Source organism: Lysobacter sp. Root916 (assembly GCF_001429785.1).
Classification (GTDB): domain Bacteria; phylum Pseudomonadota; class Gammaproteobacteria; order Xanthomonadales; family Xanthomonadaceae; genus Lysobacter.
This window is the reverse complement of sequence record NZ_LMJF01000011.1, coordinates 35566-58363: the sequence shown is the minus strand read 5'-3', so window position 1 is coordinate 58363 and position 22798 is coordinate 35566. Positions and strand designations below refer to the sequence as shown.

Here is a 22798-nt window from a genome sequence, read left to right as displayed (position 1 = left end):
CCCCCCCTTCTCCCGCTTGCGGGAGAAGGTGCCCGCCAGGGCGGATGAGGGCAGCGCATGTGGTTAGGGACTACAGCCCTACTGCCCCAGCTTGTGCCAGAACCACCCGTCGCGCTCGTCCCAACGCGTCGCCAGCAGTTCCCGCCGCAGCGCGTCGCGCGCCTGCGGGGGCGTGCGTTGCACCAGCACCGCCAGATCCTTGCGTTGCTGCGGACTGAGTTCGCGCAGCACGCGCAGCATCGGCTCGTGCTGCTCCGGCGGCAGCTGCGCCAGCAGGGGCTGTAACGCCGCGTAGTCGAAGCCCAGGCTCGGCCCCAGCAGCCAGCCGCGCTGCAGGCTGCCGTCGAGTGCATCGAAGCGCGCGCGCAAGGCCTGTTGTTGCTCCGGCGGCAGCACCGCATAGCGAGCGGCCGCGGCCTGGGCCAGCGCGCGCTCGTCCGCGGGCAGGGCCAGCCAGGCGGCGTAGCGTTCGCGCGCGTTTGCGCGTTCGCGCGCGGGCAGCGCGTTCCAGCGCGCGGCGCGGGTGGCGAAGGCGGCGCGTTGCTCGGCGTTCCAGGCCGCCCATTGCGCCGCGTTGGCCTGCAGGCGCGCGCGCGCGTCGGCGGGCAGGCGCTGAGCGAGTTTTTCGTACTCCGGCGGCAAGCTCTGCGCCGCGACCGCGCCCAGCAGCAGGCTCAGGCCCAGGAGGGCAACGGCGCGCAGACAGGCGCGCGGGCGGGCCGCGTCAGCCCGGGACATCGGCGCTCTCCGTTTCGGATTCGGTCGAGGTTTCCGCGCCCGGCGCGGTCGCCGCGTCGGACTCGGCGGGGACCGGCTCGGCGTTCTCGCCGGGCAGGCCCGCGGGGCCGGCGCGCTCGCGCGCGGCCAGCCAGCTGTGGAAGGCGAGCTCGCGCGCACCGGCCTCGCCCTCGGGATCGGCCAGCAGAGCGAAGTCGCGGTCGCCGATCAGGCCCGCTTCGTGGCTGTAGCGCGCGGCGGGGGCCTCGGCCTCGGGCAGGGCCTCCACCTGGATGGGCGGGCCGCCCAGCCAGTCGGCGACACCGCCCAGCGGCCACCACCAGGTCGCCGCGAACGCGAGCGCGCACAGCGCCAGCAAGGTCCACAGCAGGGCCATGAGCCAGCGCGGCCGTCGCCCGGCAGCGACGACGCGCGCGTCGCCGCGCTGGCCCTCGGCCGCGACCGGCGCGCCGCGCAAGGCGGCTTCGCGCGCCGCGGTCAGCCGCGTCAGCCGTTCCGGCGGCAGGGTCTTGATGCGGCGATGGATCTGCTCGCGCAGCTGCTGCCAGGCCGCCGGATCGGCGCTGCCGTCGGCGTGGTGCGGCAGCGCGCGCTGCAGGGCCAGGCGGTAGGTCGGCTGTGCCACGCCCAGGGCCGCGGCCGCGTCGGGCTCGGACAGCCCGGCCGCCAGGCGCAGCAGCAGGGCCGCGCGCGGGCCATGGCCGAGTTCGCCGAGGCGGTCGGTGGCGTCCAAGGGGATCGCGACGCGGGTGCGCTGGTGCAGCCCGGGCTGGGCCAGCAGCTGCGACCAGAAGCGGCGCGGCCAGTCGGCCATGGGCGTGGCCTCGATGCCGGCGCGGAAGGCCTGCATCGCCGCCGCCAGGGCCGCGTCGCCGGCGCCGGCGTCGCCCGCCTGCAGCTCGGCCAGGACCGCGCCGCGACGCTCGACGCCGCGCAGAAACGCGGCCAGGGCGGCCGGCGCATCGTTCGAGTGCCCGGCGGTGCCGGAGGGTGTGGAGCCCGTTGCGGCGGGGCTCATCGCGTACGCATCAGCATGGCCGCATCATAGCGAGGCGGCCGTCGCATAAAACCGCTTGACACGGCGCCAATACCTGCTCCGCGAAGCAGGACGCGGCCTGCAGGAAAAAACGGTTGTGCACAGCGGTAACGGAACCGTCATGGGGCTGAGGAAGAACCCCCAAAAGCCCTGCATTACAACGATGTTTCACGATCAAGCCTTTGATTATCAAAGAGATATACGCATTGGCGATTTTTTCACCAACCTGGCTGCAGAGCTTATTCCAGCGTCATCGCGCAGCCCTGCCGACACGGCATGCACAGATTTATCCACAGCTCGTGTGGATAAGGGTGAATTTTCTTTAAGCACCGCCACTTGCGTGCGCTTTGTCACGGCGGGGGCAGCAATAGGTCGCAACTGCGTCGGCGCCGATTCGCGACCGCGCTCGCTAGACTGAGCGCATGTCCGACGGCTCCGCTCAGTCACTTACACACGTCTGGCGGGTCGCCCTGCCCGTGCCCCTGCCGCGCCTGTTCGATTACCGCCCGGCCGACGGCCTGGAGGCGACGGCGGCCGACGTCGGTATGCGGGTGCGCGTGCCCTTCGGCAGCCGCGAGCTGGTCGGCGTGGTCGCCGACACCGGCGCCGCCGACGCCAGCGCGCCGGAACCCAAAGCCGCGCTGAGCCGGCTCGACCCGCAGCCGCTGTTCCACGGCGAGCTGCTGGAATCGCTGCGCTGGCTGGCCCGCTACACCCACGCCCCGCTGGGCGAGGTGTTCGCGACCGCGCTGCCGGCGCCGCTGCGCCACGGCGAACCGCTGGCCGACACTCACGCCTGGGCCTGGCGGCTCACCGAGACCGGGGCGACCGCGCGGCCGGGCCTGCGCGCGGGCCGCCCGCGCCGCCTCGCCGACCGGCTGGAGGCCGGCCCCTGCGACGAGGACGCGCTGGAGCTCGTCGACGCCGCCCACGATCCCGACTGGCGCGCCGCCGCGCGCGCGCTGGCCAAGCGCGGCCTGGCCGAGCGCATCGCGGTGCCGGCCAACACCATCGCCGCCGCGCCGCAGCCCGGGCCCGCGCTCAACGAAGAACAGCAGGCCGCGGTCGACGCCATCCTGGCCGTGCGCGACGGCTTCGCGCCGCTGCTGCTGGACGGCGTCACCGGCAGCGGCAAGACCGAGGTCTACCTGCGCGCGATCGCCGACTGCCTGGCGCGCGGCCGCCAAGCCCTGGTGCTGGTGCCGGAGATCGGCCTGACCCCGCAGACCCTGGCGCGCTTCCGCGCGCGTCTGGGCGTACCGGTGCATGCGCTGCATTCCGGCCTGGGCGACGGCGAACGCGCGCGCACCTGGGCCGCCTGCCTGCGCGGCGAGGCGCGGGTGATCGTGGGCACGCGCTCGGCGATCTTCCTGCCCCTGCCCGAGGCCGGCCTGATCGTGATCGACGAGGAGCACGACGGCAGCTTCAAGCAGCTCGACGGCATCCGTTACCACGCGCGCGACTTCGCCCTGGTGCGCGCCAAGGCGCTGAACGTGCCGGTGCTGCTGGGCAGCGCGACGCCGTCGCTGGAATCGCTGCGCAACGCCCAGGCCGGCCGCTACGCGCACCTGCGCCTGCTGCAACGCGCCGGCGACGCCAAGCCGCCGCGGGTGCGCGTGGTCGACGTGCGCAAGCGCCCGCTCGAGGCCGGCCTATCGCCGGAATTGATCGACACCATCGCGCGCGCGCTCGACGCCGACGGCCAGGTGCTGGTGTTCAAGAACCGCCGCGGCTACGCGCCGGTGCTGATCTGCCACGACTGCGGCTGGAGCGCGCACTGCCACCGTTGCAGCACGCCGACTTCGCCCACGCCGATGACCGTGCACGCGGCCGGACGCCGCCTGCAATGCCACCACTGCGGCGCGCGGCGACCGGCGCCCAACGCCTGCCCGGACTGCGGCGGGCTGGCGCTGCAATCGCAGGGCGCCGGCACCGAGCGCATCGAGGAGGCCTTGGCCGCGCGCTTCCCGGACGTACCGGTGCTGCGCATCGATCGTGGGACCACCCAGCGCCGCGACGCCCTGGAGCAGCACCTGGCCGAGTTCGGCACTGCGCGCGGCATCCTGGTCGGCACCCAGATGCTGGCCAAGGGACACGACCTGCCGCACCTGACCCTGGTCGCGGTGGTCGGTATCGACGAAGGCTTGTTCAGCGCCGACTTCCGCGCGCCGGAAAAGCTCGCGCAGCTGCTGATCCAGGTCGCCGGCCGCGCCGGCCGCGCGCACAAGCCCGGCGAGGTTGTGCTGCAGACCCATCATCCCGAGCACCCGCTGCTGAGCACCCTGCTGGCCGGCGGCTATGCCGCCTTCGCCGAGCTGGAACTGGCGCAGCGCGAGCTGGCCGGGTTCCCGCCTTACGCGCACATGGCCTTGCTGCGCGCCGAGGCCAAGGAAACCGAGATCGCCAACGCCTTCCTGCAGGCCGCGCGCATGGCCCTGCGCGAGGTCGGCGACGACAGCCTCGAACTCAACGGCCCGGTGCCGGCGCCGATGCCGCGCCGCGCCGGCTATCAGCGCGCGCAGTTGATCCTGTCGGCGCCGGAGCGGCGCGCGCTGCACGCCGCGCTGGATCGCGCGCTGCCGACGATCCACGCCCTGCCCGAGGCGCGCAAGGTGCGCTGGTCCTTGGACGTGGACCCGGCGGACTTGTACTGAGACGGCCGCGCTGTCGGCCTCAGGCTGGCAGCGGAAAGTCCAAGCGCAGGCCGGTGCCGTGGGGGCCGGACTCGATCCGCAGCTCGCCGCCCAAACGCTGCGCGCGCAAGCGCATGCTGGCCACGCCGGCGCCGCCGTCGGCGGCCATCGGCGCGGATGCGATGCCTTCGCCGTCGTCGTCGATGCGCAGCTGCAGGCGGTCGTCGACGCGGCGCAGCTGCACCTCCACGCGTCGCGCGCGGCTGTGCTTGAACACGTTGGTCAACGCTTCCTGCAATAGCCGCAGCAGGTCCAGGCTGCGCGCGCTGCCCAGCTCGATCCCGTCCAGCCCGTCCAACTGCCAGCGGCTGTCGATGTCGGCCGTCTCCAGCAATCGGCCCAGGCGATGCCGCAGCGGCGCCAGTTGCGCGCTCAGATCGGCGTGTTCGCGCGCGGTGCTGTCGATCACCAGGCGCAGGTCGTCGCGCAGGTCCTTGAGGGTGGCGATCACCGCCGCCTTGGGCATGTCGTCCGGCGCCTGCTGCAACTGCGCGATCGCGCCGACCAGGGTGCCGCCAAACCCGTCGTGCAGATCGCGCACCAGTTGCAGGCGCTCGCCGGCGCGGCTGTGCGCAAGCTCCAGCGCGTGCTGGCGCGACAGCGTGGTCGCCAGCTCGGACGTCGCCGTATCGACCTCGCGCTTGAGCTCCAGGTTGAAGCCTTCCACGCGCCGCATCGCGCTCACGAAGCGATAGGACAGCACGAAGCCGATGCCGACCAGGGTCAGTACCGATGTCAGGCTGAGCCAGTAGGTGGTGCCCTGCACCCAGCCGAAGAACAGCGCGAAATCGCGGAACGAGACCAGCACCGGCAGCAGCAGGCAGGCCGCCAGCACCAAGGCGTCGGGGCGGCGGCTGCGCCAGGCCTGGATCAGGAACCAGCCGATGCTGATGTAGTAGAACGAGCCGCCCAGCGCGAACCACAGGTTGCGATGGTGGCCCATCCAGGTCGGCGCCAGCGCGGCCACCAACAGCGACAGCGCCGACAGCGCGGCCAGCACGCGCTCCAGGCGCGGATGGCGGCGCTCGCAGTAGCGCAGCAGGAACAGCGCGTAGCAGGCGCCGGCGGCCACGTAGAACGCGGCGTTGAAGGCCTGCCAGGCATCGGTGCCGGGCAGCGGCCATATCTCGGTGGCGATGTGGTTGTAGGCGTACAGCGAGCCGGTCAGTTCGGTCAGGGCGAACCAGCCGTACACGCTGTCCTTGCGCCGCAGCAGCCACATCAGCAGGAACACCCCGCCCAGCACCACCGCCATGGCCAGGTTGATTAGCTTGATGTCGTAACGCAGGAAACGCTCGCTGCGATAACGCTGCTGCAGGGTCTGCGGATCGCCGACCCGCACCGGCCCGGCGCCGGGTTGGTAGGCCGACAGGCCGGACACGCGCAGCCACACGACGTTGTCGCCGGCGCGCAGCAGCGAAGGCGGCAGCAGCACGTAGTGAGGCGTGTTCCAGGTACGCGACAGCGGTTCGACCAGGTGCGGATCGCGCGCCACCGCTTCGCCGTTGACGTAGATCGCGCCGCTCAGGCTCATGTAGTCGGCCAGCAGCGCGGTCGGCCGCCGCGGATCGTCCTGTTGCCAATGCAGGCGGTACCAGACCACGCCGTCGTGGCCAGGCCAGCGCTGCTGCCACAAGTCCAGCAATCGCACCGGCGTCCAGCCCGAGGCCGGCGGCGCGGCGGCGTTCCAATCCGAACGCACCGCCTCGCCGCGATCAAGCAACCGCACGCCGGCCTCGTCGGCCGCGCGCGTCGACAGCGGCGCCAGCGCCAGGGCCAATACGATCAGCAGCCAGCCCGCGCACGCGCGCGCGCTGTCCGTGCCGGCGCGCCACGGCTTCAGTTGAGCAATCCCAGCGCGCGCGCCTCGAACACCGCCGCCGTGCGCGAACCCACCGCGAGTTTTCGATAGATGTTCTTGGTGTGGCATTCGATGGTGAGCTTGGACAAGGCCACGAGTTCGGCGATCTCGCGGTTGCTGAAGCCCTGCGCGACCAGGCGCAGTATTTCGCGCTCGCGCTCCGACAACTGCGCCGCGGACTCCTGCTCCTGCGGCGCCTGCGGGAGCGCGCGTGCAGGCGTCTGCTGCATCAGAGCCAGGATCCTGCGCGCGATCAGGGGATCGATCGGCGCGCCGCCGCTTTGCAGACTCCGCAAGGACAGCCGCAGTTCGTCGTCGTCGCGGTCCTTGAGCAGGTAGCCGATCGCACCGGCCTGCACCGCAGCCAGGATGGTCTCTTCCTCGGCATAGGCCGACACGATCACCGCCGCGGTCTGCGGCCGATGCGCGCCCATCCACGCGATCAGATCGATGCCGCTGCCGTCGGGCAGATGCACGTCCACCAAGGCCAGGTCATAGCGCCCCTGCTGCAAGTGAGCCCGTGCCTGCGTCAGGTCGGAGGCGGTGTCGATGCATGCCTGCGGCCCGGCCAGCGCGCGCATCAAGGCGAGCATGCGCGCGCATGCACCCGCCTCGTCCTCGACGATCAGCACCGTACTCAGATCGATGGGCTGCGGTTCCATGCTCTGGTCTCGCGCGAGCGGGCGTAACGACCGTGTCAGTGTAGCGCCCGCGCGCGCGCGCGGAGGATCGGGCCGCGCCGCCGTACCGCGGCGCATGCGCGCGGCACGGGCCGCGCTTCAGTGCGGCAAGGCGTCGAGCACCGCCGCACGCAGCGCCGCGACGTCGCCGGCGTCGACCTGGCGCCAGCCGCCCATGCGCGGGTCCAGGCCGCAGGCCGCGGTCGCGATCACCGGCACGCCGCTGGCCAGCGCGCTCAACAAGGCGCGCGGTTGATGTTCGACCCAGGCGGGCAACGCGACCGCATCGGCTTCGAGCAACCCCTGTCGGTACGAGGCGACACGACGCAGGCTCGCGCGTCCCGGGTCCAGACCGCGCTCGCTATCGCCGGGCGGGAGCAGGATCTCGACCTCCTGATCGCCCAACGCGGCCAACAATTCAAGGATGCCCTTGCGCGCCAACGGCGACGCCGGGAAGAACACGCGCGCGCGGCCGCCGCGGGGCAAGCGCGCATCGACGGGCAAAGGCTCGGGCAGGGCCCAGGCCAGCGGCTGCGCGCGCGCGCCGGCCAGATCGAGAATCTGCGCATGCGGGCTCCACCAGGCCTCCGCCGCCAGCAAGCCGTTCCACTCGGCCTCGATCAGCGCCGGATCGGCGCGGAAATCGCGCAGCGACAGCACCTGCGGATGCCGCTGCGAGGCGCGATCGAGTTCGGCCTGCAGGGTGCGCATCGGCAGCGCGCTCATCATCACCGCGTAGCGGCGGCCGGCCAGTTCGCCTTCGCGCCACAGGAAGGGCAGCAGGCTCTGCGGCAGCACCAGGTCCAGATCGTTGGGCCGCAACTGCCGCGCCAGATCGCGCGCATGCGCGCGCAACTGCGCCAGGCGCACCTGCGGCAGGGCCTGGCCGCGCCAGCGGCCATAGCGCCAGGCCAGCGATTGCAGCACGCGCCGCGGCAGCGCCTGAGCCGGAAAGCGACGGCCGCCCGGACCGAACACGCGGTCGCCGTCGCCACGCTGCTCCTTCAGCGCGGCGCGGAACTCGGGCCAGGCGTCCTCCATCCACCACAGCCGACGCAGTCCGTCCGCGCTGGGGCCGGTGTGCCGATGGCATTCGTGCTGTTCGCAACTGCCGCAGTCGTTGCTGGCTTCGGGCGGACGCCGCGGCGATACCGCCAGCGGCCAGCCGTGCTCGCTCGCGTTGCGATGGCCGCGAATGCGCAGCCGCAAGCGCTGCGCGTCCATGCTCACCTCCAGCCGCCAGGCGAACGGCGCGCGCAGGCGCAGGTCCAGGTAGTTCCAGAACACGGTGGCGTCGCGATCCTGCTCGGCCAGCGAGCCGGGCAGCACGCGCGAATGACGATGACGCTCGACGATCTCCAGCCCGGCGCGCACCGCGCCGTCGTAGAGCGCATTGCTGAGCTGGCACAGGCCGCCGCCCACCGCGGGAATCACGCAGCCCTCGCGCAGTTCGCGGCCGACCGCATAGCCGCGGCGGCGGGTGGCGCGGCCGACCTGCTTCCAGAAACCGAAGGTGGCGCCGGCCGCCACTTCCACGCCGTGCAACCGCTTCAGCGCCAGGCGCAGGTTCTGCAATTTGCCGGCGACCAGCAGCGGATCGGCCTCGTCCAGCGGCCACAGCGGGCTTTCGAATTCGGCCAGCACCGGCGCGGCGCGCAATGCGTCGGCGCGCGCGTGCCGGCGCGGGCGCTGCCGATCCAACGCGTCGCGCCACCAGCGCAGCCCGCGCAGGCCCCAGGCCTTGCACTCGAACACCACCGCCTGCCACCGTGTCGGCAAGGCGGTGCCGGCCGTCTCGATCGCCGCGACATTCATGATTTCGGTCCCCTGTCGAAACCCAAGCGATCGCCGTACGACCGCCGCATCCGTAGCGCAAGCGATCGCTAGCCGCCGGCCTTGCCTGTGCCGGACTTCGCGCCCGCCTTGGCGACGCTCGGTTTTCCTGCGCCCGACTTGGCGACGGCCGGCTTCGCGCCGCCCTTGGGCTTCTCGCGGACCCATACGATTTTGTTGTCGCGGCGCACCTCGAACAAGCCGATGGCCTCGATCAAGTCGCTGAGCTTGCGATAGCCGTAGTTGCGCGAATCGAACGAGGCCTGGTTGCCGATCTGTTGTCCGACCGCCGCCAGCGGCGACCAGCCGTCGTCGCCGTTGACCGCATCGACGGCGCTGCGCAGCATCTGCAGCAGCTTGGTGTCGCCTCGCAGCTCCTTGGCGCTGCGTAGCGGCGTGGTCGCAAGCTCGGCCGCCGGCACGTCGGCGCCCGCCGGTTGGCCCAGCGCTTCGACATAGGTGAACTTGGAGCAGGCGTTGACGAAAGGCTCGGGCGTTTTCTTCTCACCGAAGCCGTAGACCTTGACGCCGTCGGTGAGCAAACGCATCACCAGCGGCGTGAAATCGGCATCGCTGGACACGATCGCGAAGCCGTCCAGATTGCGCGCGTACAGCAGGTCCATGGCATCGATCACCATCGCCATGTCCGAGGCGTTCTTGCCCTTGCTGTAGGCGAACTGCTGGATCGGCCGGATCGCGTACTCATGCAATACCGCTTCCCAACTCTGTAGATTGGAACTCTTCCAGTTGCCATAAGCGCGGCGCACGTTGGCGGCGCCGTAGCGCGCCACCTCCGCCAGGATCACATCGATCTTGGCGGCCGGCGCGTTGTCCGCGTCGATCAGTAGCGCGATACGCTTTTCTTCCGTGGCGACGGCCATGCTATCGGTCTCCGAGGCCGCGGCCGGCCCCTTGCCGCCAGCCTAGCGCAACCGCACCTGCGGCGCGTGTCAGAAGATAGGCCGGCTTCATCACCGCCCCGCCGCGATAGGCGAGAATGGCGGCGAATCCGACGACCAAAGAAACCCACCCATGACCAGCCAACTCGAACACCTGCGGACGCTGTCCTCGGTGGTCGCCGACACCGGCGACATCGAGGCGATCGCGCGCTTCCGCCCGCTCGACGCCACCACCAACCCCTCCCTGCTGCTGAAGGCGGCCTCGCTGCCGGCGTACGCGCCGCTGATCGACGCCGCGCTCGCCCGCAGCCGCTACGAATTCAGCGACGACCGCATCGCCGACGCCAGCGACCGCCTGGCCGTGGCCATCGGCGGCGAGATCCTCAAACTGATTCCCGGCCGCGTCTCCACCGAAGTCGACGCGCGCCTGAGCTTCGACACCGAGGCCACCCTGGCCAAGGCGCGCCGGCTGGTCCAGCTGTACGCCGAGGCCGGCATCCACCGCGACCGCCTGCTGATCAAGATCGCCTCGACCTGGGAAGGCATCCGCGCCGCCGAGCAGCTCGAACGCGAAGGCATCCACTGCAACCTCACCCTGCTGTTCTCCTTCGCCCAGGCCATCGCCTGCGCCGAGGCCGGCGTCTATCTGATTTCGCCCTTCGTCGGCCGCATCCTCGACTGGCATCTGGCCAACGGCATGAGCCCGCCGGCCACGCCGCAGGACGATCCCGGCGTGCAGTCGGTGACCCAGATCTGGCGCTACTACAAGGCCTTGGGCTACAAGACCGTGGTCATGGGCGCGAGCTTCCGCAACGTCGGCCAGGTGTTGGCGCTGGCCGGCTGCGACCGCCTGACGATCTCGCCGGACCTGCTGGGCGAACTCGAAAAGCGCGACGGCGAGGTGCCGCGCGCCCTCATCGACGACGGCGAACGCTACGAAGGCCCGCGCCCGATGAGCGAGGCCGAGTTCCGCTGGCTGCACAACCAGGACGCGATGGCCACCGACAAGCTCGCCGACGGCATCCGTCGCTTCGCCGCCGACCAGCACACCCTGGAAGACCTGCTGCGGCAGCGTCTGGAAGACTGAGGACGCGCGCATGAGCCATGAACCTCCGGGAGGCGGCAAGCGCGTCGCCCATATCGTGATCGTGGGCGGCGGCTTCGGCGGCCTGTGGACCACGCGCGCATTGGCCTCGGCCGACGTGCGCATCACCCTGATCGACCGCCGCAACCACCACCTGTTCCAGCCGCTGCTGTACCAGGTGGCCACCGCCGGCCTGTCCTCGCCCGACATCGCCGCGCCGCTGCGCCACATCCTGCGCGGCCAACGCAACGTCGAGGTGCGGCTGGGCGAGGTCGTCGGCCTGGATGCGGCCGCGCGCGAGGTCGAACTCGCCGACGGCGACCGCATCGGCTACGACATGCTGCTGCTCGCCAGCGGAGCCTCCCATGCTTATTTCGGCCACGACGACTGGGCGCAGGACGCGCCCGGCCTGAAGACCCTGGACGACGCCCTGCACATCCGGCGCCGCCTGCTGCTCGCGTTCGAACGCGCCGAGGCCGCGCAGGACGAAGCCGAACGCGCGGCCTGGCTGAGTTTCGCCGTGGTAGGCGGCGGCCCCACCGGCGTCGAACTGGCCGGCACCCTGGCCGAGATCGCGCGCAAGACCCTGCGCCGCGAGTTCCGCCGCATCGACCCGGCCCAGGCCAAGGTGCGTCTGATCGAAGCCGGCCCGCGCGTGCTGTCCAGCTTCCCCGAGGAACTGTCGGAGAAGGCGCGCAAGCAGCTGCAGAAACTCGGCGTCGAAGTCGTCACCGGCACGCCGGTCAACGCGATCGACGAGCACGGCTACACCCTGGGCGACACCGTCGTGCCCGCGCGCACGGTGATCTGGGCCGCCGGCGTGGCCGCGTCCAAGCTGGGCGCGCTGCTGGACGCGCCGCGCGACCGCGCCGGCCGGGTCCAGGTGCAGCCCGACCTCAGCGTGCCCGGCCATCCGGAGATCTTCGTCGCCGGCGACCTGGCCAGCGTGCAGCAGGACGGCAAGCCGGTGCCCGGCGTCGCGCCCGCGGCCAAGCAGATGGGCGCATACGTCGCGCGCGCGATCCTCGACCGCCTCGCAGGCCGGCCGACCGCACCATTCCGCTACAAGGACTACGGCAACCTGGCCACGATCGGGCGCATGGCGGCGGTGGTCGACGTGCACGGCTTCAAACTCTCGGGCCTGCTGGCCTGGTGGTTCTGGCTGGCCGCGCACGTGTTCTTCCTGATCGGCTTCCGCAACCGCGTGATCGTGCTGATCAACTGGGCCTGGGCGTATTGGAGCTATCAGCGCCACGCCCGCATCATCCTCGGCGATCGCGACGACTAGCCGCGCACTCGGATTCGAGGATCGGTCCAGACGCGCGCGGCCGCCGGCCGCGCGTGCCGACGATGCGTTAGCATCGCCCGGACCGAGGCCCGCCTCCTCTCATCGCAGGGACGCTATGAGCGACGCACCGCACCCCAATGCCATCGCGGACCGGCCGCGCGGTAGCGCGCTCGCCCCGCTGCTGCTGGCGCTGGCCGCCTGCTCCTGCGGCGACGCGCCCAGCGCGCCCGCTGCCGCGGCGCGCGCGCAGTTCGCGGACACGGCCAAAGCCCAGGCAGCGCCCGCCAGCGCCGACGCGGTCGAGGAGTTCCTGCAGCAGGTCCGCGTCGAAAGCGACGCCGCCGACGCCCGCGACAAGCAGCAAGGCAACATGGGCTACACCGGCCGTCTGGCCGAAGCCATCGCCAGCGAAGTCGCCTATGCCGAAAAAGGCGGCGCCGCACGCCGCTTCGTGGTCGCCAACCGGCTATGGGCGCTGGCGCCGGCGACTTCGGAGCGACTGCATCGCAGCGCCGACGAACTGCTGCCGGACCAGCCGCTGATCGTCTATGAGCTGGCCTTGCACTACACCCGCAACGACGACTGCCCGCGCGCTCTGCCGCTATGGAAGCGACTGAAGACCGTTGGCGCGTTGCCGCCGCAGGCGACCTTCCTGTACGCCTACTGCCAACTCGCCACCGGCGACGAGCGCGGCGCCTACGACCTGGTGCAGACCTCCAAAGTGCGCGAGACGCATGTCGGCGCCGAGAAAATGTCCTACGCCGTGTTCGGCGGCACCGACTACCTGACGCTGCACGACGAGGACTACCGCAAAGCCGAAGCCGGCGACCGCGTCGCCCTGGACCGCGCGCTGGCGCGCGCCTTCGACTGGCGCAGCGACTGGTGGAACTACGGACAGAACGCGGCCGCGCGCGACGCGCTGCACGACCTGATGGCGCGCCTGTGGTCCGCGCAGAAGCGCGAACGCGCCGAATGGGACTGCCTGTGGCCGCTGTTGATCGACAGCGAGCGCAAACTCGGCGTCGCCGACCTCGATCGCTGCCAGCTCCTGGTCGGCGCGCACTCCTATCCGGCGAGTTCCGCGCTGGGCCGGATCGTGCTCGGGCGTCTGGCCGCGGACGCGGAGGACGAACTCGACTTCTCGGCGTTCCACGCCCGCCACGCCGCGACCCTGCGCGAACGCGCCTACAGCAGCACCGGCGATTTCGAGGCCCTGCGCGTGCTGGCCTTCCTGCAGCAGAGCGTCGGCGACGAAGCCGGCCTGGCGCAGACGGACGAACTGGGCTGGAAACGCTACCGCGACGAGACCTTCGCGCGCAGCCGCATCGAACATGCCCACCCCGCCCCGGGGCAAACGCCGGACGCCGCGTTCCGGGCCATGCTGCAACAGGCGATGCGCGACTTTCCGCAGGTGCCGCGCTTCATCCTGATCGATGCGGTCTACCGGCATCCGGATGGGGAACTGCCGGTCGCGGATCTGAGCCGTCTGCTGCAGGCCGAAACCCGCGACCTCAACCTCAGTCAGGGCCAGGCCGGCGTCCGCTCGTCCACGCAGTTGCTGTCGATGTACCGCCGCCTGGGACAGGCCTTGAACGCGACGCCCTGAGGCGGCGCCCAAAACGAAACGGCCCGGTTTCCCGGGCCGTTTTGGTTGCGTTGGCTACCGCGGATCAGGCCGCGAACAGCGCCCGCATCTTCTTCAGCGCGTTGGCTTCGATCTGGCGGATGCGCTCGGCGCTGACGCCATATTCGTCGGCCAGTTCCTGCAGCGTGATCTTGCTGTCGGCGTCCAGCCAGCGGCGCTTGACGATGTCGCGCGAACGCTCGTCCAGGCCCGACAGGCCTTCGCGCAGCAGAGCGAGCTGGTTGTCTTCCTCGTCCTCGCGCTCGTAGCTCTGCGACGGGTCCTCGTCGTGCGCGCGCAGGTACGCGGCCGGCGACGGCGGCGCGTGGTCGTCGTCCTCGTCGGCCGGCGCATCGAAACCGACGTCGCGGCCGGACAGGCGCGACTCCATCTCCAGCACTTCGCGCTCGGAGACGTTGAGGTCCTTGGCGACCTGGCTGACTTCCTCGGCGTTCATCCAACCCAGGCGCTTCTTGCTCTTGCGCAGGTTGAAGAACAGCTTGCGCTGCGCCTTGGTCGTGGCGACCTTGACGATGCGCCAGTTCTTGAGGATGAACTCGTGCATCTCGGCGCGGATCCAATGGACCGCGAACGAGACCAGGCGCACGCCCTGTTCCGGGTCGAAGCGCTTCACCGCCTTCATCAGGCCGATGTTGCCTTCCTGGATCAGGTCGCCGATCTGCAGGCCGTAACCGTTATAGCCACGGGCGACGTGCACCACGAAGCGCAGGTGCGAATGCACCAGCTCGCGGGCGGCGTCGAGGTCTTCTTCGTCGCGGAAGCGACGCGCCAAGTCCTGCTCGTCCTCGGCGGTCAGCACCGGGATGCGGTGCACCGCGCCGATATACGCGTCCAGCGAACCGAGCGCGCTGGGCACAGGCAGGTTGTTGGCGACTAGGGCGTTCGAGAGGGGGATCTGGGTCATGGCAGCCATCTTAGCAGTCGGGGTCTATGACTGCTAAAGACCCCGGAAGTTCCGCAGTGTTGCGTGGATAGAACGAACGCCGATCCGGGCCGGGCCCGGCACCAAGCCGCCCCCTTTCCTGGAAAGACAAGAAATTAACATTTAAAATCAATTACTTATGAAAACACATTCCGGGTGTCCAAGGACTGAACCGAGCGGCCCGGCCGCAGAGCGGCCCGGCCGCAACCGCACGGTCATCGCGCCCCTGTAAACGACGTGGGGCCGCACTAGGCGGCCCCAAGCCCTGACCTTCGGCAGGGGGCCGGCCCCGTGGGACCGGCCCGCCGCCCGCTTACAGCTTCCAGGGCAGCACGTTCCAGAACCACAGACCCCAGGCCGCGGCCAGGAACACCAGCAGGGCCAGGCTGTGGCGGAGCTTGCGCCAGAAGCCGAAGTCCGGCGCGCGCCAGGCCGACCACAGCCGCACCAGGCTGAGCAGGCTCAGAACCAGCGGCAGCAGCGCCGACCACAGGGCCAAGAGTAAACAGGGGTCCGAGTGGACTTTCTAGAAAGCCCACTCTGACCCCTGCTTCTGGTTGCAATAAGGGCCGCGGCGCATGCCGGGTCGTTACTCCGTATGCATCACTGCCTAGGTTCTCTGTGAGCTGCAGCGGTTCCTGCGTGTCGCCGCGCGGGGCAGGCCCAGGTGCGGCGCGAAGCCAGCTTCTACTGAACCGAGCGCGAGACGCGGTTGAGCGACATGCGGGCCAGGCAGCCTTCTACATGGTCCACTCTGACCCTGTTTCGGGACTCACCGATCAACTGCCTTGCGCCCGCGATCACTTCCACTTAAGTCATCGCTTATGGCTGAGAGATGCCCAACGAGACCCAGAGCGAGCCAGGAAGCTCTTACAAGTTTGCTACATCACTCCGATTGCGAGCCAAAACATGGAGTTCCGGAGAGACGCCTAGCTTCAATGCTCGGACAGCTCTTAAGTTGGACTTGCGCATCAACATAGCCATTAGCGGCAGATTGCTTCAACCAGAACAGTGCCCTGATCTGCTTTGATCTTTCATCACTCGTACTCAATAGCGAGTACGCCTGGAACTGAGACTCTGCGGAGCCGTTCTCAGCACCGATCAGCGCCCATTCGAGCGCCTTTACCCGCATCTTTCGTTGTTGACCTTTCGTCAGATCATAGAAGTATCTATCTGAGAGCCTTATAGCGGCCTCCTTTGAACCAGCATTCGCCTGATCCGAAAGAATGGCCAACTCACTCTCAGAGAGGCTATGACTTTGGTTTGCCAGGGTCACACGATCCTGCGCACTCGCCATAGTCGCACCGAACAAAAACAAAGCCACGACCATTCCTTTCATACGCGCCTCCTAGTTCGGCGAGAAATGTACCCAATCGCCAACCTCAGTCGATGACACTCCGTCGGCCATCACTGCTCCTTCATCCGTGTGATAGTCGAGATGGTGAATGCTCGGAGCTATCAAGTACCAGGCAATGCCGAGTTCATTTTCTGGGATGAGCCACCCCCAATTGTTTGGCGCCCCTACCCACTGCCCCGTTTCCTTTGCCAGCCTCGCACCATACGCCTTCTTGCTTCCTTCTTCCGGTCGAACTCAAGTAAACAGGGGTCAGAGTGGACTTTCTAGAAAGCCCACTCTGACCCCTGCTTCTGCGGATCACTCTCACATAGCGCCCAGAGCTGGGGTCGTAATCGCGAAAGTAGTTGTGGTTCAGCCCGCTCGCCGCGTCATAACGTTGACCCGGAAGTGTTACGCCCCCCTATAAAGCACCCTCCGCTTTGACGCTGTTGCCGGCCAATATTCCGTGACGCAGAAACACAAAGCCCCGCCATTGGCGAGGCTTCGATCAACTCGCCGTCGTTTCCATAGATGGATACGGTTCGCTAATCCGCCCTACGGGTCTTGAGAGTAAACGGTGTCGACGAAATGCAAGCGTTGGAAGTCGTGCCGTGAGGTAACGTATCGAACCGTAGCTGCAGCTTGACTAACTCCGCGTTGCGGGGGACGTATACCGCAACCGGAGCTCTAAAAACGATATGCGCTCCAGGGCTTACCGAAATACGCCTAACTCCGGCGCCAATAAACGAACCCGGATTCATTACGGGAGCGCTCCAGGAGCTGTCTTTCGCAGACTTAAAAAGCACTTCAACGCCCGGATAGTCCGTCCGATACGTTTCCCCGTCTTGTATCAAATTTACAAATATCGGAGCACCACTTAGATTATCGAATCGAAAGTAAGGATCATTCGGCGCAATTTTACTCACCACCAACCGATAACGAATATTCTCCCCTGGGCAAATTTCGCTGCTATCAACGACACGCTGAGGCTTCCTGACCTCTCTTTTTTTTGCAATCACAATCCCATCGTCTTCCGCCATCACGGCACAAGCCGGCACGAACAAAGAGCAGAGAAGTGCAGTTATAACTAATCGAAGCATTCTATTTTCTAACATTTGGCTCACCCCACAAGTGACGACCGGTCGCGTCATGCGTTGCCCTTGTTTCTTGAATCACTTTGTCGAACGACGGACCGAGCGGCCCGGCCGCAACCGCACGGTCATCGCGCCCCTGTAAACGACGTGGGGCCGCACTAGGCGGCCCCAAGCCCTGACCTTCGGCAGGGGGCCGGCGCCGCTTCGGCGCCACAGTTTCAGAGCCGCAGGCTCAGGCCACCGCCAGCGCGCCCGCCGCAAGGCGCTTGGCCGCGCGCCGCGTTCGCCCAGCGCCTCCCCGAAAACGCAGCGGCCTCAAGATCGGCCGCCCCCCCAGCCCGCGCGAGCGATGCGCGACAGCGCCGTGCGCAGCCGCCGCCAACCGTGTTCCCACAGGCCGCTCAGCGCGCGCTTCGTGGGCGGCCGCGCATTCGCCGCCACCTGCTTGGCCAGCACATGCAGGCTACCGGTCGCGAGCTGGAGCATGGTGATCCTGGCGCCGGTCGCGGCTTCGATCCGTGCGACCGCCCGCATCGCCAACAGGGAATGGCCGCCCAGCTCGAAGAAGTTGTCGTGGCGGCCGACCCGCTCCACGCCGATCAGCGCCTGCCAGATGGCGGCGATCGTCTGTTCGATCTCGCCGCGCGGCGGCTCGAAACCGGAACCGGCCTGCGCGGCTTCGGGCGCCGGCAGGGCGGCGCGGTCGAGCTTGCCGTTGGGCGCCAAGGGCAGGCTCGACAGGCACTGGATGTGGCTGGGCAGCATGTACTCGGGCAGCGCCTCGCGCAGATGCGCACGCAGCCCGTTCGCGTCCGGCGCGTCCGCCGTCGGGACCACATAGGCCACCAGCCGCGGATCGTCCACGGCGTCCTTGCGCACCACCACGACCGCATGCGCCACCTGCGGATGGCTGAGCAGCCGGGCTTCGATCTCTCCGGGCTCGATGCGATGCCCACGCAGCTTGACCTGGAAGTCCAGCCGACCCAGATGCTCGAGCAGGCCGTCGGCGCACCAGCGCCCGCGGTCGCCGGTTCGATACAGGCGCGCGCCGACCCGGCTGTCGAAGGGATCGTCCACGAATCGTTGCGCGGTCAGCTCGGGGCGGTCGTGATAACCCAGGCTGAGCCCGGCGCCGCCGATGTAGATCTCGCCCGCCACGTCGAGCGGGCACGGACGCAGATGGGCATCGAGCACGTGAATGCTGGTATTGGCGATGGGACCGCCGATCGACATGGCGCGCTCGGGCCTGACCTGCCAGCAGGTCGACCACACCGTGGTCTCGGTCGGGCCATACAGGTTCCAGGTTTCCGCGCCGCGCGCGAGCAAGGCCAGCGACAGATCGTCGGCCAGGGCTTCGCCGCCGACCAGAATCTTGAAGCGGGCGTCGCCCTGCCAGCCGGCCTCGATCAGCATCCGCCAGGTCGCCGGCGTGGCCTGCATCACGGTGGCTTGGCTGGATTCCAACAGGGCGCACAGGGCGACGCCGTCGGATGCGATCTCGCGGCTGGCGATGACGACCTCCGCGCCGACGCACAAGGGCAGCAGCAACTCCAGCGCGGCGATGTCGAAACTCAGGGTGGTGACCGCCATCAGGCGGTCGGACGCGCTCAGCCCAGGCGCCGACGCCATGCTGGCGAGAAAGTTCTCCAGCGCGCGATGCGGCACCACCACGCCCTTGGGCGTTCCGGTCGAACCGGAGGTGTAGATCACGTAGGCGGGGTCTTGCGCGCGCGCGTCGCGCTGCGGGTCCGCGCTCCATTCGATGTCGGCCCCGTCGTCCGACTCGGCGATCAAGTCGGCCAGATCCAGCCCGCGCTCCGGGGGCAGGATCGCCTGCCATCGTTCCGCGGCGCCCACCATCAGATCCAGGCCCGCGTCGCCGGCCATATAGGCCAGACGCGACCACGGATACTCGGGGTCGAGCGGCACATAGGCGGCGCCCGCCCGCAGGATCGCCAGCAGCGTCACCACCATTCCGGTGCCGCGCGGCAGGCAGACGCCGACCCGGGAGCCGCGCGCCACGCCGCGCGCGCGCAACCGATGCGCGGCGCGGTGCACGCGCGCACAGAGCTCGCGATAGCTCAAGCGTTCGTCGCCGTAGCGCAGTGCCGGCGCATCGGGGCGATGGGCCATGCGCGCGGCCAGCTGGTCCACGACTCGACCGTCCTGCCCCAACGGGCGAGCGGTCGCATTGCCGTCGACCACGAGCCGCCGATATTCCTCGCCTGGCAGCACGTCGAGGGTGGCGATGTCGTCGTCGCCGCCGGCTTCCAAGGCCGACACCAAGGCGGCGATCGCGGTGGACGCGTAGGCGGCGATGCGCGCCGGATCGGCGCCGGCGATGCATTGGGCGGCGAGGACGAAGCCGTCGCCGGACTGGTCGACCGTCAGCGAGATCGGATAGTTAGTGCGTTCCTCGTCGGACAGCAGGGTGATGCCGGACAGGCGCGGATCGCGGGCGGCCCCGCTACCGGCGTGGAAATGCCCCGCGTCGCCATGGCGGTAGTTGAGCAGGGAGTTGAACAGCGGCGCAGGCGCCGGCACGGCGCTGCAGGATCGCGCCAGCACCAGCGAGGCGTGTTCGTGTTCCAGCAACTCCGCCAACTGCGCATGCACCGCCGCGACGGTCCGGCGCACGCTGCCCTGCGTCAGTCTGACCCGCAGCGGCAAGGTATTCATCAACAGGCCCACGCATCCGTTGGTCTCGTCGCCGGTGGCGAGGCGGCCGGAAAGCACGGTGCCGAACACGACGTCGTCGCGGCCGTCGCAGCGCGCGAGCACCATCGCCCAGGCCACATGGAACAGCACGGCCGCACTGACGCCCGCCGCGCGCGCCGACGCGGACAACCGCGCGCACATCGCCGGGTCCAGCCGGATCCGGCTTTCCGTCGCCTGGTGGCCATCGTTGCGGACATCGACCAGGCCGAACGGGGTCGTGGGTTCACACAGGTCGCCGAGCTCGCGTTCGAAATAGGCTTTCGCGCCGGCCTGGTCGCGCGACAAGGTCTGGCCGACGAAAGTGCGGAACGACGGCACCGGCCCGGACAGGCGCTCCGGCGTGCCCGCCAGGATCGCCGCGACTTCGTCCCACAGCACATCCTCGGACACGTTGTCGTTGATGATGTGGTGCGACAGCAAGGCGAGCGTGCAGCCCTCGCCCTTCGCATCGCCCAGCATCACCGCGGAGAACAGCGGCGCCTGGTCCAGGGCCATGCGTCGCATCAGCGGATCGGTGCACGCCAGCAGGCGCGCGCGGCCATCGCGCCGACCGCGCAGCTTGAGCACCGGCAGCTGCGCGCGCCGCAATACCACCTGCACCGGTCGCGACAGGCCGCGCCAGAGTATCGCCGTGCGGAACGCATCGTGGCGATCGATGACCTGTTGCAGCGCGGCCAGGAACCGCTGCGCGCGCGCTCTCGAATCGAAGCCGAGCAAGCGTCGCGACAGATAGGCATCGCCCTGCTGCTGCAAACGGTGATGGAACAGCATCCCCTCCTGCAGCGGCAGCAGCGGATAGATGTTCTGGATGTTGCCCGCCCCGCCCGGCACCTCGGCCGCGATCCGCGCCAGTTCCCGCGCATCGAGATCGAGCAAGGGAAACATCTCCGGGGTGATGACGATCGCGTCTTCCGGCACGTGCGACACGGGCAGCGCGACGACGGCGGGTGGCCGCGTGGCGGTCATCGCGGCGCACAGGCCCGCGAGCGTGGGATGGGCGAACACCATGTGCGCGTCCACCGTCCACCCGTGTTGGCGCAGCCGGTGCAGCATCGCGACCAGTAGCAGCGAATGGCCGCCGAGTTCGAAGAAGTGGTCGTCGCGGCCGACCTGCTCCAGACCCAGCAGCGACCGCCAGAGGCCGGCGACCTCCTGCTCGAGCTCGCCGCGCGGCGCATCGAAGGCCTGCTGGGCGAGGGACGCGCGCGACGGCGCCGGCAGCCGCGCGCGATCGATCTTGCCGCTGGCCAGCATCGGCAGCCGCGCAAGCAGCACGAAGGCGGAGGGCAGCATGTGCCCGGGCAAGCGCAGCCGCAGCGCCACACGCAGCGCGTCGGCCTTCAGATCCGCGCCCGAGGCATAGGCCACCAGCCGCGGCTCGCCGCGCGCATCCTCGCGCAGCACCACCGCGCAGTCCACGACCCCGTCGATCGCGGCCAAGGCCGACTCCACCTCTCCCAGTTCGATCCGATAGCCGCGCACCTTCACCTGCGTGTCGGTGCGGCCGATGAAGTCGAAGTTGCCGTCCGCGCGCTGGCGCACCCGGTCGCCGGTGCGGAACATGCGCGCGCCGGGACGCGAGGGATGCTCGATGAAGCGCTCGGCCGTCAGCCGCGGCTGGTTGCGGTAGCCGCGCGCCACGCCCGCGCCGCCCACGTGCAATTCGCCGACCGCTCCCGGCGGCACCTGCCGTTGCTGCGCGTCCAGCACTTCGCACCAGACGCGGTCGATCGGTCGGCCGATCGGCACGGTCGCATCGCCCGCCAGCTCGGCGGGGACTTCGTAGTGGGTCGCGTCGATGGTGGTCTCGGTCGGCCCGTAAAAGTTGCCCAGCCGCGCGCCGGGCGCGATCTCGCGCAACCGGCGCGCCAGTTCCGCGGTCAGCGCGTCGCCGCCGCAGGCCACGTAACGCAAGCTGGCCGGGGCCAGCGAGGGCTCGCCGAGCAGGCCGCGCAGAAGCGAGGGCACGCAGTTCAACAAGCTCACTTGCCGCCCCGCGATCAAGGCGGCTAGGTAGGGCATGTCCAATTGCCGCGAGGGATGGGCCAGCACCAGCGCGGCGCCGCTTTGCAGGGGCGCGAAGAATTCCACCAGCGTGGCATCGAAACTGATCGAATTGCACTGCAGGATGCGGTCGTCGGGAACGATGGCGACGGCCTCGCGCAACCATGCCGCATGACTGGCCAGTCCCCGGTGCAGCAACTCCACGCCCTTGGGCGGCCCGGTCGAGCCGGAGGTATAGATAACGTAGGCGAGTTGTTCTTCCGCTATCTCGATGTCCAGATCGCTCGCCGCCCACTGCGACAGCGCATCCCAGGCCGTATCCACGCATACGCATTCGACGCCATGGCTATTCGCAGGCAGTCGCTCGCGCAGCCACGACTGGGTCAGGACCACGGGCGCGGCGGTGTCGGCGAGCATGAACGCCAGCCGGTCCGCCGGGTAGTTGGGATCCAGCGGTACGAACGCGCCCCCCGCCTTCAGGACCGCCAACAGCGCCACGGGCAGATCCAGCGAGCGCTCCATCAGAACGCCGACGCAGACCTCCTCCCGGACGCCCAACGCGCGCAGGTGCCGGGCCAGGCTATTGGCGCGGGCGTTGAGTTCGGCGTAGCGCAGCGATTGTTCGCCGCAGAGCGCGGCGACTGCATCCGGCGAACACGCGGCCTGACGCTCGATCGGTCCGTGCACAGGATCGAAGCGCATTCTTTCACGCGCGAGCGCGACCTGTACTGTCGCCAACATGAGCCCGATGCCCCCTTCGTCGCACGCGGGACAGAGGAGACGATGGCGATCCGCCCACGGCGAGGCCTGTTAGATCGGTCACGCCCAACCACCCGAGACGGCGACTCAATAAGCCTAACGACGGCCTTCGGGGAATCCGGTCAAATCGTCAGGCGAGACTCGGCGTGTTGCCGGTTGCGCCACCGGCAAAGCAGGTGGGGCCGCTCTCGGCGGCCCCAGACCCTGG

At 69.3% G+C, this 22798-nt stretch carries 14 protein-coding genes; 4 read left to right on the top strand and 10 right to left on the bottom strand.

Annotated elements, in window-relative coordinates; all coding sequences use genetic code 11:
• Positions 1-78: 78 nt before the first annotated feature.
• Positions 79-738 (bottom strand): DUF3106 domain-containing protein, encoded by a 660-nt coding sequence (locus tag ASE35_RS07945; RefSeq protein ID WP_057163500.1) that lies wholly within the window; start codon positions 736-738, stop codon positions 79-81.
• Positions 725-1756, bottom strand: a complete 1032-nt coding sequence (locus ASE35_RS07940; protein WP_057163499.1) for a hypothetical protein — start codon at positions 1754-1756, stop codon at positions 725-727. The genes ASE35_RS07945 and ASE35_RS07940 overlap by 14 nt, the downstream gene beginning before the upstream one ends.
• A 440-nt stretch (positions 1757-2196) precedes the next feature.
• Between ASE35_RS07940 and ASE35_RS07935 the strand changes: the two genes are divergently transcribed.
• The gene (locus ASE35_RS07935) at positions 2197-4428 is read left to right on the top strand and encodes a primosomal protein N' (protein ID WP_057163498.1); all 2232 of its coding nucleotides are present in this window, start codon (positions 2197-2199) and stop codon (positions 4426-4428) included.
• Between the two features lie 19 nt (positions 4429-4447).
• Here the strand turns inward: ASE35_RS07935 and ASE35_RS07930 are convergent, their stop codons facing one another.
• From ASE35_RS07930 to ASE35_RS07915, 4 genes are all read right to left on the bottom strand, one after another.
• The gene (locus ASE35_RS07930; protein WP_057163497.1) at positions 4448-6247 is read right to left on the bottom strand and encodes a 7TM diverse intracellular signaling domain-containing protein; all 1800 of its coding nucleotides are present in this window, start codon (positions 6245-6247) and stop codon (positions 4448-4450) included.
• Positions 6248-6306: 59 nt separating this feature from the next.
• Entirely contained in the window at positions 6307-6990 is a 684-nt protein-coding gene (locus tag ASE35_RS07925) for a response regulator transcription factor (RefSeq protein WP_057163496.1), read from the bottom strand.
• A gap of 117 nt (positions 6991-7107) precedes the next feature.
• The gene (locus ASE35_RS07920; protein WP_057163495.1) at positions 7108-8823 is read right to left on the bottom strand and encodes a VanW family protein; all 1716 of its coding nucleotides are present in this window, start codon (positions 8821-8823) and stop codon (positions 7108-7110) included.
• Between the two features lie 68 nt (positions 8824-8891).
• Positions 8892-9722 carry an NYN domain-containing protein gene (locus ASE35_RS07915; RefSeq protein WP_057163494.1) on the bottom strand — a complete coding sequence of 277 codons (831 nt, stop codon included), beginning with the start codon at positions 9720-9722 and terminating at the stop codon, positions 8892-8894.
• Between the two features lie 151 nt (positions 9723-9873).
• Between ASE35_RS07915 and tal the strand changes: the two genes are divergently transcribed.
• The 3 genes from tal (at position 9874) to ASE35_RS07900 (ending at position 13718) form a co-directional block, all read left to right on the top strand.
• Positions 9874-10827 carry a transaldolase gene (gene tal / locus ASE35_RS07910; protein ID WP_056177946.1) on the top strand — a complete coding sequence of 318 codons (954 nt, stop codon included), beginning with the start codon at positions 9874-9876 and terminating at the stop codon, positions 10825-10827.
• Between the two features lie 10 nt (positions 10828-10837).
• Positions 10838-12112, top strand: coding sequence for an NAD(P)/FAD-dependent oxidoreductase (locus ASE35_RS07905; protein WP_057163493.1), 1275 nt, complete (start codon positions 10838-10840; stop codon positions 12110-12112).
• A gap of 115 nt (positions 12113-12227) precedes the next feature.
• On the top strand, positions 12228-13718 hold the full coding sequence (locus ASE35_RS07900; RefSeq protein ID WP_057163492.1) for a hypothetical protein: 1491 nt from the start codon (positions 12228-12230) through the stop codon (positions 13716-13718).
• 64 nt (positions 13719-13782) lie between these two features.
• Here the strand turns inward: ASE35_RS07900 and rpoH are convergent, their stop codons facing one another.
• From rpoH to ASE35_RS07885, 4 genes are all read right to left on the bottom strand, one after another.
• Complete coding sequence (gene rpoH / locus ASE35_RS07895; protein WP_056177941.1) at positions 13783-14661, bottom strand: RNA polymerase sigma factor RpoH; 879 nt, start codon at positions 14659-14661, stop codon at positions 13783-13785.
• Between the two features lie 331 nt (positions 14662-14992).
• Complete coding sequence (locus ASE35_RS07890; protein ID WP_057163491.1) at positions 14993-15178, bottom strand: hypothetical protein; 186 nt, start codon at positions 15176-15178, stop codon at positions 14993-14995.
• A gap of 387 nt (positions 15179-15565) precedes the next feature.
• Positions 15566-16018, bottom strand: coding sequence for a hypothetical protein (locus ASE35_RS21120; protein ID WP_157489352.1), 453 nt, complete (start codon positions 16016-16018; stop codon positions 15566-15568).
• A gap of 1406 nt (positions 16019-17424) precedes the next feature.
• Positions 17425-22533: a non-ribosomal peptide synthetase gene (locus ASE35_RS07885; protein WP_057163490.1), complete on the bottom strand. Its 5109-nt coding sequence runs from the start codon at positions 22531-22533 to the stop codon at positions 17425-17427.
• Positions 22534-22798: the final 265 nt, after the last annotated feature.